Annotated in this window: 14 protein-coding genes; 6 read left to right on the forward strand and 8 right to left on the reverse strand. The window is 72.6% G+C overall.

Annotation, left to right across the window (positions count from 1 at the left end; all coding sequences use genetic code 11):
- The first annotated feature begins 26 nt into the window (after window positions 1-26).
- The gene (locus VK611_20775) at window positions 27-899 is read left to right on the forward strand and encodes an SDR family NAD(P)-dependent oxidoreductase (protein ID HMG43779.1); all 873 of its coding nucleotides are present in this window, start codon (window positions 27-29) and stop codon (window positions 897-899) included.
- 12 nt (window positions 900-911) lie between these two features.
- Here the strand turns inward: VK611_20775 and VK611_20780 are convergent, their stop codons facing one another.
- From VK611_20780 to VK611_20795, 4 genes are all read right to left on the reverse strand, one after another.
- Complete coding sequence (locus VK611_20780; protein HMG43780.1) at window positions 912-2,102, reverse strand: hypothetical protein; 1,191 nt, start codon at window positions 2,100-2,102, stop codon at window positions 912-914.
- Window positions 2,103-2,106: 4 nt separating this feature from the next.
- On the reverse strand, window positions 2,107-2,790 hold the full coding sequence (locus VK611_20785) for a dienelactone hydrolase family protein (protein ID HMG43781.1): 684 nt from the start codon (window positions 2,788-2,790) through the stop codon (window positions 2,107-2,109).
- A 70-nt stretch (window positions 2,791-2,860) separates the two neighbouring features.
- A complete protein-coding gene (locus VK611_20790; GenBank protein HMG43782.1) occupies window positions 2,861-3,670 on the reverse strand; it encodes a hypothetical protein in 810 nt (269 codons plus the stop codon).
- A 63-nt stretch (window positions 3,671-3,733) separates the two neighbouring features.
- Window positions 3,734-4,174, reverse strand: a complete 441-nt coding sequence (locus VK611_20795; protein HMG43783.1) for a hypothetical protein — start codon at window positions 4,172-4,174, stop codon at window positions 3,734-3,736.
- 78 nt (window positions 4,175-4,252) lie between these two features.
- On the opposite strand from VK611_20795, the gene VK611_20800 reads away from it, so the two are divergent.
- Entirely contained in the window at window positions 4,253-4,741 is a 489-nt protein-coding gene (locus VK611_20800; protein ID HMG43784.1) for a hypothetical protein, read from the forward strand.
- A gap of 57 nt (window positions 4,742-4,798) precedes the next feature.
- Here VK611_20800 and VK611_20805 read toward each other — a convergent pair whose 3' ends face one another.
- Window positions 4,799-6,220 (reverse strand): class II fumarate hydratase, encoded by a 1,422-nt coding sequence (locus VK611_20805; GenBank protein HMG43785.1) that lies wholly within the window; start codon window positions 6,218-6,220, stop codon window positions 4,799-4,801.
- A 4-nt stretch (window positions 6,221-6,224) separates the two neighbouring features.
- Here VK611_20805 and VK611_20810 point away from each other — a divergent pair, with 4 nt between their 5' ends.
- Window positions 6,225-7,910: a fumarate hydratase gene (locus tag VK611_20810; GenBank protein HMG43786.1), complete on the forward strand. Its 1,686-nt coding sequence runs from the start codon at window positions 6,225-6,227 to the stop codon at window positions 7,908-7,910.
- 61 nt (window positions 7,911-7,971) lie between these two features.
- Here the strand turns inward: VK611_20810 and VK611_20815 are convergent, their stop codons facing one another.
- On the reverse strand, window positions 7,972-10,533 hold the full coding sequence (locus VK611_20815; protein ID HMG43787.1) for an FtsX-like permease family protein: 2,562 nt from the start codon (window positions 10,531-10,533) through the stop codon (window positions 7,972-7,974).
- A complete protein-coding gene (locus tag VK611_20820) occupies window positions 10,533-11,243 on the reverse strand; it encodes an ABC transporter ATP-binding protein (protein HMG43788.1) in 711 nt (236 codons plus the stop codon). Before VK611_20820 ends, VK611_20815 begins: the two co-directional genes overlap by 1 nt.
- Window positions 11,244-11,862: 619 nt before the next feature.
- Here VK611_20820 and VK611_20825 point away from each other — a divergent pair.
- The 3 genes from VK611_20825 (at window position 11,863) to VK611_20835 (ending at window position 14,771) form a co-directional block, all read left to right on the forward strand.
- Complete coding sequence (locus VK611_20825) at window positions 11,863-12,531, forward strand: hypothetical protein (protein ID HMG43789.1); 669 nt, start codon at window positions 11,863-11,865, stop codon at window positions 12,529-12,531.
- A gap of 147 nt (window positions 12,532-12,678) precedes the next feature.
- Window positions 12,679-12,858, forward strand: coding sequence for a hypothetical protein (locus tag VK611_20830; GenBank protein HMG43790.1), 180 nt, complete (start codon window positions 12,679-12,681; stop codon window positions 12,856-12,858).
- A 116-nt stretch (window positions 12,859-12,974) separates the two neighbouring features.
- Entirely contained in the window at window positions 12,975-14,771 is a 1,797-nt protein-coding gene (locus VK611_20835) for a PH domain-containing protein (GenBank protein HMG43791.1), read from the forward strand.
- 8 nt (window positions 14,772-14,779) lie between these two features.
- Here VK611_20835 and VK611_20840 read toward each other — a convergent pair.
- Window positions 14,780-15,274: peptidase E (locus VK611_20840; protein HMG43792.1), on the reverse strand; the 495-nt coding region annotated here is incomplete at its 5' end.

Raw genomic sequence — 15,274 nt, forward strand, 5'->3', positions numbered from 1 at the left:
GTCAAGCCAGGGGCTACCGTCCGGGGATGGACAGCTTCGCGGGCAAGGTCGCCGTGGTCACCGGGGGCGCGTCGGGCATCGGCCTGGCGCTGGCCCGACGGTTCGCCACGGAGCAGATGAAGGTCGTGATCGCCGACGTCGAGGCCGGCGCCCTCGACGACGCCGCCAAGGCCCTGGCCGACGACTTCAGCGCCGACGACGTGCTCGCAGTGCCCACCGACGTCCGCGACCCCGACGCCGTCGACGCCCTCGCCGATGCCACCTTCGACCGCTTCGGCGCCGCCCACGTGGTGTGCAACAACGCCGGCGTCGCCGTCGGCGGGCTCACCTGGACCGTGCCCGCCGACCGCTGGCGCTGGATCGTCGAGGTGAACCTGCTGGGGGTGGTCAACGGCATCCGGGCCTTCGTGCCCCGGCTGATCGAGCAGGGCGAGGGCCACGTCGTGAACACCGCCTCGGTCGCCGGCATGATCACGGCGCCGGCGATGGCCCCCTACGTCGCCACCAAGCACGCGGTGGTGGCGCTCACCGAGTCGCTCTACCTCGACCTGCAGCTCGCCGGCCAGGGTGTGAGCGCCTCGGTGCTGTGCCCCGAGTGGGTGCGCACCCGCATCTCCGAGTCGGAGCGCAACCGGCCCGACGACGTGGGCGAGATGATCGCCCGCACCGCTCCCGCCGCAGGCGACGCAAGCAGCGACGCCCCGGCCGTCGACCCCAGCAACATGATCGAGGCCCTGGTGGGCGGGGGCATCGAGCCGGAAGCGGTGGCCGACAAGGTCTTCGAGGCGCTCGTCGAGGACCGCTTCTGGATCTTCACCCACGACACGTCGCTCGCCTCGGCGAAGCGGCGCTGGAGCGCCATCGAGGACGACGCCGCCCCCGTCTGGTGGGGCCAGTAGCCCGCCCCGGACCTACACCAGGTCGGACGGGAGGAACTGGTCGGTGACCAGGCGCTCGAAGCGCTCGGCCGAACCGTCGACCCAGGCCCGGCACAACCGCAGCCCCTCGGTGTAGCAGTGGCTGTAGGCCCGCCACGTCGGGTCGGTGAGGAACGACACGGCCTTCGTGGCCCGCTCGTGGGGCAGCAAGGACCAGCGCTCCAGGTAGGCGACCACGTCGTCGGCGGCCATGCCCTGCTCGTGGAGCAGGATCGCGGCGTTCGATCGCACCCACGCCAGCGCCTCGGCCGACCGGTTGAACGACGCCGCCACCTCGGCGTCGTAGGTGACGCCCAACGGCCGCAGGTGGGACGACGAGAAGTCCTCGGCCACCGGTGAGCGGCCCACGACCACCTCGAGGCCCAGGTCCGCGAGTCCCTCCGACATCGTGCACTGGGGCGTGCCGACCGGCGAGATCGTCTCCTCCAACCAGCGCCGCCGCCGGACGAGACCGGCCTCCTTGCGGCTGTGCTCGGTGTGGTGCCCCGGGTAGGCCTCGTGCGCGACGAGGTGCCCCAAGGTCAGGGACAGCACCGGCAGGTCGACGTTGATCGCCACCCGGCTGCGCAGGCCGCCCTCGTAGTAGTTGAACCCGGACCAGGGCTTGTCCGTCTCCAGGATCCAGTCGATCCGCTCGCCCTCGGGCAGCCCGAACCGCTCGACGGTCCGCGAACGCAGGTCCTCCGCCAGCGACTCGATCGCCCGCGGCAACGTGTCGGGCGGCACGGCGTGCGACTCCCGCCAGGCGATCACCCGGTCGCGCAGCGCACCCGACCCCGGCAGCACGGCGTCGAGCTGTTCGTGCGCCAGCGCGAACTCGTCCTCCGGGACGAGCGACGGGCGGGCGCCGTAGCACCACTCCACCTCGTCGAGGTAGCCGATGGGCTCTCCCGCCAGCTTCCGGGCGCTCGTGCGCAGGCCCACGGTCTGGCCCCGCAGCCAGTGGCGCCGGTCGGGGCCGAGCTCGTCCGCTTCGACGCCGGCGTCGAGGTCGCCCAGCAGGCGGGCGGCGTCGGCCGCCAGCGAGGCGGGCGGCACCACCGGCTCGGCGTCGACTCGGGCGGCGATCTCCGGCGGCCCGTAGTAGGCGTCGACGAAGCCGTCGACGTGCCGCCCGAGCCGCAGCCCCAGCTCGATGTAGCGCTCGACGAGCGACGAGCCCACCCGACTAGTCGCCCAGCTTCGACTTCAGGAACTCGACGGTCGCCGGGAACGCCTCCGCGGCCGCCTCGGGGGCGTAGACCTCGGGACGGTGGTCGTTGAAGAAGGCGTGCTCGACCCCCGGGTAGATCTTGATCGTGGCCTCCTTGCCCAGGCCCTGCAGCGTCCGCTCCAGCTCGCGGGCGAGGTCCGGGGTGAAGTAGCCGTCGTTCTCGGCGTAGTGGCCCAGCACGGCGGCGTCCAGGAGCGACCAGTCGGGCGTGGCGTCGGGCCAGGGGATCAGCCCGTACCAGGGCACCACGGCCTTCACCCGGTCGGGCCGCTGGGTGGCGAGGATCAGCGCCAGCCCGCCGCCCATGCAGAAGCCGGTCACCCCGACGTGGGGGCGCCCCGACACCTTGGCCACCTTGTCGACCGCCCCCGACATGTCCTTGCCGGCCTGCTGCAGGTTCATGGCCATCATGAGCTTGCCGGCCTCGTCGGGCTCGGTGGTGGTCTCGCCCCGGTACAGGTCGGGCACCAGCGCCACGAAGCCCTCGCCGGCGAAGCGGTCGGCCACCTCCTTGATGTGCGGCACCAGGCCCCACCACTCCTGGATCACCACCAGCGGGATGCCGGCACCGTCCTCCGGGGTGGCCAGGTAGCCGGAGGCAGTGCCTCCATTGCTCGGGAACTCGACGATCTCTCCCATGACGGGCCAACGTACCCCGGGGCGAGGACCGTCAGTAGGCTCCGCCGAGCTTGCGGTGGTCCCACGACGCTCAAGTCGTGCGGCGGAGCAGCTCCGGTGGGGCTGGGCAGGGGATCTCCAGCGGTTCGACCAGCGTGACGTCGAGGCCGTTCAGGTCGAGGAGGTCGACCGGGGCGTCCCAGGGCTCGACGTCGTCGTGGAACACCCGGCCGGACAGCGCCTTGAACAGGGGGTCCGGCAGGCGGCGCCCCACCGACACCGTGACCCACACCGGCGTGCCCGTGCGGGCCGCCACGGCCACCGCGGGCAGCGTGCCGGGGGCCGCTACCAGCGCGTCGCCGCCGATGGCCCAGGCGTCGACCAGCAGCAGGTCGGCGGCCTTGACCGCCGCGCCCACGCCCAACGGCGGCACGACCGTCACCGCCTCGTCCTCGTCGACGTCGAGGGCGTCGTCCTCGAAGCCCCAGGGCCGCCGGCGTCCGAGCGACCGCGTCGGCGGCGACTCCTCGGCCGCCACCAGCAGCCGCACGTCGCCGCGGCGGGCGTTCACCTCGCCGGCGATGGCGGACCAGCCGACCACGACGACGGTGGCGTCGTCGGGCAGGTCGAGCGCCAGGCTCAGCCCCACCTGGTCGGAACCGAGGTCGCCCTGCACCGCATCCGCCTCGGCGTGGGGATCCGCCGCGTCGAGCAGCCGGGCGCACGTCCACCACAGCGCGCCGGACGACGGGTTGCGGTCGATGAGGCGCCGGCACGCCGGCAGCAGCCCGTGGGGCTCGTCGGCCATGGCCGCCAGGGCGCCCGCCGCCTCGCTGGCCAGCTGGGTCTGGGGGGCGTCGCCGCTCCGAGCTACCGCCCGCAACCACTCGATCGGATGCACCCGGGCGACGGTAGCGCCCAGGTGGTGGTTCGTGACCGGCGCTGGGGGCTTCTGATCGCCGGGCTACAGGCCGGGCTTCCAGATCATGAGATACAGCATGATCAGGAACAGCACGGTGATGATCATGCCGCCGAGGTCGAGCCGCTTCTCGGCCTCCGCGTCGCCGGCCCCCAGCTTGCGCTCGCTGGGGACGATGATCCCGTGGACCACGCCGTTCATGGCGATCCACACCACCAACGCCAGGTTGACCCAGGTCTGATCGAAGGCGAAGTAGTCGCCCTCCTGCGTGACGATGATGAGGATCCCCCACAGGCCCGCGAGCAGCAGCGCCGGGGCGTACACCCGGCGGCCGTTCTGCGACGCGAAGCCGGCGAAGCGCTGGAGCAGCTGGGGTGAATCGCTGCCGAACTGGCGCTGCAGCAGCGGGTGCACGGAGGCCGGAGCGAACGCCACCACGACCGAGAGGATGTGCAGGAAGAGGAACACCTTGTAGCTGGTCGTCACGCGTCGAAACCTAGTCCGCGGCCCAAACGCGGCCCGGTATTCCCGTCCGACCGCGACCGCGCGCTACTTTCTGCCGCCGTGGCGACCAATCCCCCTGGTGACGTCCGACTTGCGCCGCTCGACGGCGAGCCCCGCACGCTGGCGCAGTGGTTGACCACGTTCCACCTGGCGGCGGTGATCCTCGACCCGTTCACGTACGAGAGCGCCTGGTTGCTCGAGACGTCGGGACGCATCCTGGACAACTTCGCCGGCGCCGACTGCCGGGTGGCGTTCGTGGTGACCGCCGGTCCCGAGGAGGCCCGCGAGTTCCTGGGCCCGTGGACCGACCGCATCCTGACGTTCGCCGACCCCGGCCGCGAGCTGGTGAAGGGCCTGGGCCTCAACGAGCTCCCGGCGTTCGTGCACCTGCGCCATGACGGCCAGGTGGCGGGCGTGGCCGAAGGTTGGGACCCGCTGGAGTGGCGCAACGTCGCCGCCGGGCTGGCGAAGGCGATGAGCTGGTCGAAGCCGCTCATCCCCGGCCAGGGCGACCCCAAGCCCTACGCCGGCTCCCCCGCCGCGGGCTGACCCTGCGTTCTGTCTTCGCTCATCCCGGCATAGCCGGTTCAGCGAAGACAGAACGGCCTAGCGCACGCCGCCCTTCGTCATCCCGAGGACGTCGAGGGCCTGGTCGAGCTGCTCGTCGGTGAGCAGGCCCCGCTCCCGCACGATCTCCCGCACGCTGCGGCCCGTCCGCACGCTCTCCTTCACGATCTCCGCCGCAGCCTCGTAGCCGATGTGCGGGTTGAGCGACGTGCCCAGCGACGGGCTCGACTCGGCGTAGGCCCGGCAGCGCTCGACGTCGGCCTCGACGCCGGCGATGCAGCGGTCGGCGAACAGGCGGCTCACGCTGCCCAGCAGCCGGATCGACTCCAGCAGGTTCTGGGCCATCACCGGCATGTACACGTTGAGCTCGAAGTTGCCCTGGGAGCCGGCGAAGGCGACGGTGGCGTCGTTGCCGATCACCTGGGCGCACACCTGGGAGACGGCCTCGGGGATCACCGGGTTGACCTTGCCCGGCATGATCGACGAGCCGGGCTGCAGGTCGGGCAGGCGGATCTCGGCCAGGCCCGTGCGGGGGCCGCTGGCCATCCACCGCAGGTCGTTGGCGATCTTCAGCAGCACCACCGCGACGCCCCGCAGCTGCCCGGACAGCTCGACCAGGGCATCGCGGGCACCCTGGGCGGCGAAGTGGTCGGGCGCCTCGCGCAGCGGCAGGCCGGTGCGGTGCGCGAGCTTCTCGATCACCGCCTCGGCGAACCCCGGCGGGCAGTTGAGGCCCGTGCCGACGGCCGTGCCACCCAACGGCAGCTCACCGACGTGGGGGAGCGTGGAGCGCACCCGCTCGGCTGCCTGACGCACCTGCGCCGCGTAGCCCCCCAGCTCCTGGCCGAGGGTCACCGGCGTGGCGTCCATCAGGTGGGTGCGACCGGACTTCACCACGTCGGCCAGCTCGATCGACTTGGCCGTCAGCGCCGCAGCCAGGTACTCGAGCGCCGGCCACAGGCCCTCCTGCACGTGGTGGGCGGCGGCCAGGTGGATGGCCGACGGGAACACGTCGTTGGACGACTGCGACGCGTTCACGTGGTCGTTGGGGTGCACCGTGCGTCCACCATCGCCGTCACCACCGGCACCGAGGCGCTCGGTCGCCAGGCTGGCCAGCACCTCGTTGGCGTTCATGTTGGTGCTGGTGCCGGAGCCCGTCTGGAAGACGTCGATGGGGAAGTGCTCGTTCCAGTGGCCGAGGCGGACGTCGTCGGCCGCGGCGGCGATGGCGGCCGCCACGTCGGCGTCGATGATCCCGAGATCGGCGTTGACCTCGGCGGCGGCGCCCTTGATGCGCGCCAGCGCCGAGACCATGGCGGGGTCGAGGGGCCGGCCGGAGATCGGGAAGTTCTCGACCGCCCGCTGCGTCTGCGCTCCCCAGCGGGCCGAGGCGGGCACGCGGACCTCGCCCATGGTGTCGTGCTCGATGCGGAAGTCCTGTGCGTCGTCTTCGAGGGTCACGTAGGTGACGGTACCCACGGACCCGACCTACGGTTCCCGGCTGATGACCACCGGCTTCGAGTACACGGACCTCCTCCCCCTCGGCCCCGACGAGACGACCTACGACCTCCAGCCCGACCTGGAGGTGGGCACGCTGGAGGCCGGCGCACACCGGTTCCTCACCGTGGCGCCCGAGGTGCTCACTGAGCTGACCGGCCGGGCGATGCACGAGATCGCCCACTACCTGCGGGCCGGCCACCTGGCGCAGCTGCGGGCGATCCTCGACGACCCGGAGGCGTCGGCCAACGACCGCTTCGTGGCACTCGACCTGCTCAAGAACGCCTGCATCTCGGCCGGTGGCGTGCTGCCGATGTGCCAGGACACCGGCACCGCCATCGTGAAGGGCAAGAAGGGCCAGTTCGTGTTGACGTCCGGGCCGTCCGACGAGGAGGCCATCACCCGGGGCATCTTCGACACCTACCAGCGCGACAACCTGCGCTACTCGCAGATGGCGCCGCTCACCATGTGGGACGAGGTCAACACCAAGACCAACCTCCCCGCGGAGATCAAGATCGCGGCGACGCCCGGCGACGCCTACAAGTTCCTCTTCATGGCCAAGGGCGGCGGCTCGGCCAACAAGAGCTACCTGTTCCAGGAGACCAAGGCACTGCTCAACCCCGACAGCCTCCTGCGCTTCCTCGACGAGAAGCTCCGCGCCCTCGGCACCGCGGCGTGCCCGCCCTACCACCTGGCGATCGTCGTCGGCGGCACGTCGGCCGAGCTGGCGGTGGAGACGGCGAAGCTGGCGTCGACCCGCTACCTCGACACGTTGCCGTTGGCAGGTAGCGGGCTCGGGCACGGCTTCCGCGACATCGAGCTGGAGGCGAAGGTCCTGTCGCTGGTGCAGTCGTTCGGCATCGGCGCCCAGTTCGGCGGCAAGTACTTCTGCCACGACGTGCGGGTGATCCGCCTGCCCCGCCACGGCGCCTCGTGCCCGGTCGCGGTGGCGGTGTCGTGCTCGGCCGACCGCCAGGCGCTGGCCAAGATCACCCACGAGGGCGTGTTCCTGGAGCAGCTGGAGCACGACCCGGCCCGCCACCTGCCCGAGGTCGTCGACGACGAGCTGGACGACGGCAACGAGGTCGTCCGCATCGACCTGAACCGGCCGATGGACGAGATCCGGGCCACGCTGTCGCAGCTGCCGGTGAAGACCCGCCTCGCCCTGTCGGGGCCGATGGTGGTGGCCCGTGACATCGCCCACGCCAAGCTCAAGGAGCGCCTCGACGCGGGCGAGCCCATGCCCGCCTACCTGCGCGACCACTGCGTCTACTACGCCGGTCCCGCCAAGACCCCGGAGGGCTACGCCTCGGGGTCGTTCGGCCCGACGACAGCCGGCCGCATGGACGCCTACGTCGACCAGTTCCAGGCCGCCGGCGGGTCGTTCGTGATGCTGGCCAAGGGCAACCGGTCCCGCCGGGTGACCGACGCCTGCAAGGCGCACGGGGGTTTCTACCTGGGCTCCATCGGCGGTCCGGCCGCCCGCCTGGCGCAGGAGTGCATCCGCCACGTCGAGGTGATCGACTACCCCGACCTGGGCATGGAGGCCGTCTGGAAGATCGAGGTGGAGGACTTCCCCGCCTTCGTGGTGGTCGACGACAAGGGCAACGACTTCTTCGCCCAGCTGTCCCGCCCGGTCGACCTACGCGTCTGACGACCCGAAATTGCGTGGCTGGCGGTCGCTATAGGGCCACGAGACACGCAATTTCGCTCGCTCACTCGTAGCGGAGGGCGGGGATCACCTCGGTGCGGGCGGCGCGCCGGGCCGGCCACACGGCCGCGGCCAACGCCACGACCACGGCGAGGCCACCCGACGTCACGACCGACGACCAGTCGGGCCGGAACGGGTTGCTGAAGCCCACCACCAGCGGCGCCGTCTGCAGCATCGCCCACAGGGTGACGATCCCGCCGAGCGTCCCCAGGGCCACGCCCACCAGCCCGACGATGCCCGCCTCGGCCAGCACCATCTGGGCCAGCCGGGGCGGCGTCATCCCGACCGCGGCGAGCATCCCCATCTCCCGGCGCCGCTGCACGCCGGCCAGGAGCAGCGTCGACAGCACCGCCACGAACGACACGCCCAGCAGGCCCCGCTGCAGGGTCCAGAACGGCAGCATCGTGTACTCCACGTCCTCGACCGCGTCGGCGACCGCATCGGCCGGCGTGTCGACGAACAGCATCATGATCCCGTTGCTGCCGCCCGTCACGAACTCGGCGCCGTCCACGGTCGCGGCCAGCTCGGGCCAGACCCGCTCGGCCAGCTCCTCGTACGACACGCCGGGCTCCGGCAGGAGGTTCACGGCCCTCGCCGGCAGCTCGCCGTAGAGCCGGCGGTGCAGCTCCCACGGGATCATCGCCTCGCGGCCGCCCAACCCACCGCCCTCGACCACCGCCTGCACCCGCACGTCGACCATCCCGGTGGGGGTCGGCAGCGCGACCGTGTCACCCGGCCGGACGCCCTCGGCCCGGGCCAGCAGCGTGTTCACCACCACCTCGCCGTCGGCGAACGCCTCGGGGTCGATCGACCCGGCCACCAGGTCGCGGCCCGACTCCCGCAGCACCCACGGGCTCTCGTGCGCGCTCACCACCATGAAGTCGCCGCGGCCGCCCCCGGCCAGCACCGAGGCGCCCTGGCGCACGTCGGCGACACCGGGCAGCTCGGCCAGGGCGTCGATCAGCCGCGACGGCAGGGCGACGTCGAGGTTGGCGTCGGGCCCCGGCGACACGGCGCTCACCGCCACGCCGTCCATGTTGTCGAGGATCTGGTCGTTCAAGGAGGCGCGCACGCCGTTGCTGAAGCCGGCGGTGACGAAGGCGGTGGCCGTCGCTCCGGCGATGGCGATCACCATCACCCCGGTCCGTCCCGGGGCCCGCAGCAGGTTGGCGACCGCCAGCCGGCCGGCCGACGAGTTGTGGACGACGCGGGCCAGCGGTCGGATCAGGATCGGCGCCAGGTTGGCGCCGACCAGCAGGAGCGAGACGGCCACGACGGCGAACCCGAGGCCGCCGACGGGCACCTGCCAGGGCTCGAGGCCGCCGTCACGCCGGGCCAGCAGCACCAGGCCGCAGCCCGCCCACGTCACCAGGTCCCAGCCCAGCGCCCGCTTGGCGAAGTTCGCCGCCGGCGGCTGCTCGTAGGTGCGGCGCCCGGACAGCTCCTCGGCGACGGCCGCCCGCCAGGCCCGCCGCACCGGCAGCACCGTGGCGGCGATCGCCGTGACCAGGCCCAGCACGGCGCCGGTCAGGAGCGACCCGGGGCCGACGTGCAGCTCCACCGGTATGGCGGCGGAGTCGCGGGTGAAGCCCGAGATCGACTCGACGATCGGCGCCGCGACCACCCGCCCGCCGACGGCCCCGAGCAGGCCACCGGCCACGCCCAGCACCGCGGCCTCGGCGAAGGCGGTGCCGCCGATGACGGTCCTCGTGCCGCCCAGCGCGCCGGTGATGGCCAGCTCGCGGCGGCGCTCCTCCAGCGACAGCGTCACCGTGTTGTAGACGAGCAGGCCACCGATGCCGAGCCCGAACAGGCCCAGCAGGGAGAAGATCGGCAGCACGCCGGACAGCAGCAGCTCCACCTCGGGCGGGCCCTGGCTGGCGTCGAGGACGCTGTTCTGCTCGCCGACGACGTCCTCCAGCCGCCGCTGCACCACGTCGACGTCGGCGCCGGCCTCGGTGCTGACGTACACGACGTCGTGCCGGTCGCCCCGGGTGAAGAGCCGCTGCGCCGCCGGCAGCGGGTACACCACGAAGCGGTTCGCCCCCAGCCCGACGAGGCCCTCGAACACCGGCCGGGCGGGCAGGGTCACCATGCCGGCGTCGGTGTGGAGCCGGGAGCCGGCGGGCACTCCGGGGCCGACCGCCAGGGGCACGTCGCCGTGGTCGGCGACCTTCTCGTCGGTGCAGCCGAAGTCGCCGGCCATCTGCTCGACCCGGCAGTCGACGCCCAGCACGAAGGCCACGTCGTCGCCCCCGTCCTCGAGGTTGTCGACGAACGTGACGGCCTGGACGACCGGGATGGCGGCGGCGACGCCCTCGGTGCGGGCCACCCGGTCGACGACGTCGGGCTCCAGGCCGCCACGCCGGACGGCCCCGACGACCCGCAGCTCGGTCGGGCCGGCCAGCGTCTCGCCGAACTCCTGCACCGAGTCGGCGACGCTCGACCGCACGACCAGGATGCTCACCGCCATGGCGGTGCCGGCGGCCACGGCCACGATCGCCAGCAGGGCCCGCAACGGGCGCCGGCGCAGCGGCCGCCACGCCAGCAGCCGCAGGAGGCGCATCACCCGCCGCCCTGCTTGCCGGCGTCGGCACGGGCGTCGGCGTGGGTGTCGACGAGGCGACCGTCCCGCAGGTGGAGCACCCGGTCGGCCCGGGCCGCGGCGGCCTCGTCGTGGGTGACCATCACCAGCGTGGTGCCGGCCTCGTCCACGACCCCGGCGAGGAGCTCCAGCACGTCCGCGCCGGTCGCCGAGTCGAGGTTGCCGGTCGGCTCGTCCGCGAGCAGCAGTTCCGGCTCCCCGACCAGGGCACGGGCGATGGCGGCCCGCTGCATCTCACCGCCGGACAGCTCGGCCGGCAGGTGCCCGGCCCGGTGGTCGATCCCCACGCGCTCCAGCAGCCCGCGCACGCGCGCTCCGCGGTTGCGGCGTCGGTCCAGCAAAAGCGGAAGCTCCACGTTCTCGGCCACGCTGAGCGTCGGCAGGAGGTGGAAGAACTGAAACACGAAGCCGATCTGGCGACGCCGCGCCCGGGCCCGCTCGGCCACCGACAGCTCGGCCAGATCACGCCCGTCGACCACCACCCGGCCCGTGTCGGGGAGGTCGAGCCCGCCCGCGATCTGCAGCAGCGTCGACTTGCCCGACCCCGACGGTCCCACGAGCGCGACGAGCTCACCAGGCTCCACGGCCAGGTCGACGCCGCCGAGCGCCACGACGTCCTCGCCGCCCCGGCGGTAGCGCTTCACGACCGCATCCATCTCCAGCAGCGCCAACGTCCGCCTCCCGTCCGGACCGGATCGTAACGACTTCGGCCATCGGGATCAGGCGACTTACCGGCCGACGCGGACAGTGTCGGCGCCGGTGGTGCGGCGGCAACGCGTCGCCCCGGCACCGGCGTGGACAATAACCACCGTTACCTGGTGTTCGAGGTGAACGGCACCTTGACGAGAGGCAACGGGTCCGACCGACGAACCACCACCCGGACCGTCCTGGCAACCGCACACGGTGGGCCCCGCGACGAGATCCCTCGACGTCACCGACCCCCGAGTCGGCGCTGTCGGCGACCCACCGGAACGGTCTCCCTCGGAGCGGGCGAGCAGGCGGGCGCCGCCACCGACGACCCACCGGGCGAGGCGTCACGATCGGCCCCGAAGGTACCGACGACGGCCGACGAAGCGGCGTCCTTCGGGGGTCGGCCCGCCGCCGGGATGGACCTCTCGGGCGGCCAGGGCGGCGTCCATGACCCCGGGTCACGACCTCGCGGCCCAGCTCGAAGCCGTGAAGTCCCTGCCCAGGGTGTGTAGATGACAATTTTGGGCGGGGTCGACTACAAATTGTCATAATGTTGGGTGCATGGGGGCACTCACAGCTGGGGTAAGCAAGGCCGCTCTGGTGGCACTGTTGGTTGCAATAGCGGCCGGATGCGGCAACGACGCCGGGGGCGCGGACGAAGAGTCGAGCGCGGACACGGGCTCCGAGGCGACGGAGACAGGGCCGACCACCCTGCCGCCGTGCACCGAGGCACGCCATGCCGTCGCGTTCGAGATCGTCGGCGCGCTGATGGCGGTCGACGAGGAGTTCAACTCGTGGATCGTCGACGGCCCCCCGGCGCCGCGGCCCCGCATGGGCGCCGCCGAGCTCACCAAGACCTACCAGGCCAAGGGCTACGAGATCATCTACTTCACGTTGGCGCCGTCGAGCCTGGCGATCGGCGACCTGCTGGTCGTCGACGCGCTCAACCAGTGGCTCGACACGGGCGGCTTCGCCCGCGGCCCGCGGACCCGCCTGTTCTCGCCCTCGCCGGAGGACCGCGTGGACGAGCAGCCGGCCCTGGGCATCTCCGACGAGCTGGTGCGTGAGCGCAGCCAGGGCGTGATCACCGACTTCGCCTACGGCAACAGCGACGACAAGATCCTCGCCTTCCAGACCGGCGGCGTGGCGCCCGACCACGTGTTCAGCCTGGGCGACGGTGCCGGAGCCAACGGCTCGGTGACCATTCCGGGAGACGACCTGGCCGCGCACCGTGCGACGGTGGAAGCTCTACCGAAAGTCTGCGAGTAGCGGACAGCGTCGCGACACACCCAGTGCCCTGATCCCTCGTCTGGGTGTTGTCCGATCTAGAGTTACACCGTTAGGATTCGCGTGTTGGCGAGAAAGCCAGCCTGTCTGGCCTGTCCGTGAGCGGGTCGAGCCGGGTGGGAGGTCTCTGTGAACGTCGAACCGAAGAAGATCGCGATCGTGCTGGTCGGCATATTCGTCGCCCTGTCGGTCTGGAACGATCCCACAGGAGCGGGCGAGTCGACCGGAGAGTTCATCGGTAACACGAGCGATTTCCTGCAGGACGCCTTCGACAAGGCCAACGAGTTCTCTCAAAACGTGGTTGAGTGACCCAGACGCGCCGTTCTCCGCCGCGCGGGCCGGCTGGTGACAGCGAAGACCCGACGCTTCAGGAGCTGAGCACCGACGCGGACGGGTCCGTAGCGGTCAGAGAACGAGCGCCGGTGGTGGTCGAGGAGCCGGACAAGTCGCTCGCGGAGCGGTTCACCGACTGGCGGCGTCACTACCTCCCCCTGCCCGACGAGGTGGTCGGCGAGTACCTCGCCGAGGACGAGTACGTCGTCCACACCGACCACCCGTCCTTCCGGGCCTTCCTCATCCAGAACATGATCCCGGTGGCGCTCGCCACCGTCATGCTCCCCGTGGTCTTCGCCTTCGTGCGGATGGACCTCTCGGGCTGGTGGATCCTGCTGATCATCCTGGTGCTCGACCTGGTGCTGCTGGTGCTGGCGATGAGGCGGCTGAGCCAGCGCTACACCAGCTACGTCATCACCAACCTGCGGCTCATCCGGGTGTCGGGCATCATCGGCCGCAAGCTGGCGTCGATCCCGTGGACCCGCATGACCGGCCTGGGCTACCGGCAGAAGCCGATCGGGCGGCTGATGGGGTTCGCCACGATCTTCATCGAGTCCGCGAACGAGGAGTCGGGGCTCCGGGAGTTCTCCGACATCAACGACCCGGCGAAGTTCCACCAGATGATCCTCGACATGGTCTCGTCGAAGGCGGGCCCGAAGCCGGAGCAGCCGTCGAAGGGCGTGCGCCGCACGCTGTGGCAGCGTCGCAAGGATGCCCGCGAGAAGGCCCGCCGGGAGGCGGAGAAGGCTGCGCTCGCGGCCCAGGAGGCCGCCGCCGAGAAGGCTGCCGCTGCCGCCGCCGAAGGATCCGACACCGAGGCCGAGTCGGAGTCCGAGTCCAAGGCGCCCGCGGGCCCGGTCATCGACACGGCGGGACCGGCCGAGGCGATCAGCCCCAGCGACACCGTCCCCGTCCCGCCACCCGAGGCGCCACCGCCGGTTGTAGAAGCGCCGGCTCCTCCCGCCGCCGAGCCCACGCCGTCAGCCGGGAAGCCTCCGTCGGGCGCCGTGTACATCCCGGCCCCCGGCACGGCCAAGGGCCCGCCGACCCCGCCCCGGGGCACGCCCACGGTCAGCCCGGACGGCGCCCCGCGCCCCCGCCGTCCCGCCGGCACCAACCCGAAGGCCAAGGCCCGGGCCCCGCAACGTCCTCCCACGCGGTCGGCCCGCCCGTCGGGCGCTCCCCCGCCGACCACCGGCGCCGGGTCGCCGCCCACGGACACCCCGGCGCCCGGTCGTACCCGTCCGGGTCGACCGAGACCCGACGCACCGGCGCCGGCGGAGGCCCAAGGCGCACCCCCGACCGGTCGTCCCGAGGCCCGCCGCCCGAGACCCGACGCGCCGCCCGGGGCCGGCCCCCTCGGCCCCGACACCCCGACGCCCGGCCCGCCCCGGGCCCGCCGGCCGGGAACCGACCCGCCGCCCACCACCGGAGCTCCGCCGGCGGGTGACACCGGAGGTCCGGCGACCCCGTCACGCCAGCGTCTCGCGGCAACACCGCCACTGCGGCGGCGGGAGCCGGGGGACGGGGGCCAGGACGAGGCGGTGCGGGTGCAGCGGGGCCGGGGCCAGTCCGGCGGCAGCCGTCCCGGGAGCTGGGCGTGGCCCGGCGGACGGCCGCCCGAAGAGGATGCGACGCCACCGGCCGGGCCGTCGCTGGTCGACCGGCTCAAGAGCACGATGCAGCGCCGCAGCAGCGAGCCCACCGCCGACGAGGCCGAGCGGGTGTCCGCCCGCGACGCCATCGCCCAGGTCCGCCGGCCGTCCCGGCTGACGGGCAAGCAGCCGTTCCGACGGCCCCGCTTCCCCAGCTTCGGCCGTTCCAAGCCGAAGCCGCCGTCCAACCGCCAGCTCCCCGCCGGCAGCAACCAACCCGACGACGACGCCTGAACCCTCGTCTAGGACGACGGTGGCGGTGGGCCGGCGTCGGCCGACGGGGCCAGGAGCTTCACCGCGACGGGCTCCTCGACCACCTTGCCGTCCTCGACCCGCACCGTGAACGCCTCCTGGCCCTCCTGCGACGCGACCGCGCCCACCAGCGAGGTGCCGTCGAACTGGAGCATGGCGAAGTTGTCCATGGCGTAGCCCGCCGGCAGGGCGCCGGAGAGCAGGGCCTCGTGGTAGAGGGGCTGCCGGCCCGCGGCGTCGTAGTGGGGGCAGAGGCTGCCCGGCAGGAACCCGAGCCCGTCCCTCAGCGGCTGGAGCTCGGGGCCGTACGAGTCGGTGGTCCCGCCCTCGAACCAGCAGATCGCCCCGGCCGAGCCGCCGGTCATCACCGCACCGCCCTCCCAGGCCTCCCGCAGCACCTTGTCGACGCCCTGGCGCCGCCACACGTCGAGCATGTTGGCGGTGTTGCCCCCGCCGACGTGGATCACGTCGTGGCGCAGGATGAA

It is taken from the genome of Acidimicrobiales bacterium, assembly GCA_035316325.1.
Lineage (GTDB): Bacteria > Actinomycetota > Acidimicrobiia > Acidimicrobiales > VFJN01 > DASXTK01.

Excerpts from the sequence above, each read along its gene's own strand:
- VK611_20775 (HMG43779.1), top strand. The coding sequence starts at position 27 with ATGGACAGCTTCGCGGGCAAGGTCGCCGTGGTCACCGGGGGCGCGTCG.
- VK611_20785 (HMG43781.1), bottom strand. The coding sequence starts at position 2,790 with ATGGGAGAGATCGTCGAGTTCCCGAGCAATGGAGGCACTGCCTCCGGC.
- VK611_20815 (HMG43787.1), bottom strand. The coding sequence starts at position 10,533 with ATGCGCCTCCTGCGGCTGCTGGCGTGGCGGCCGCTGCGCCGGCGCCCG.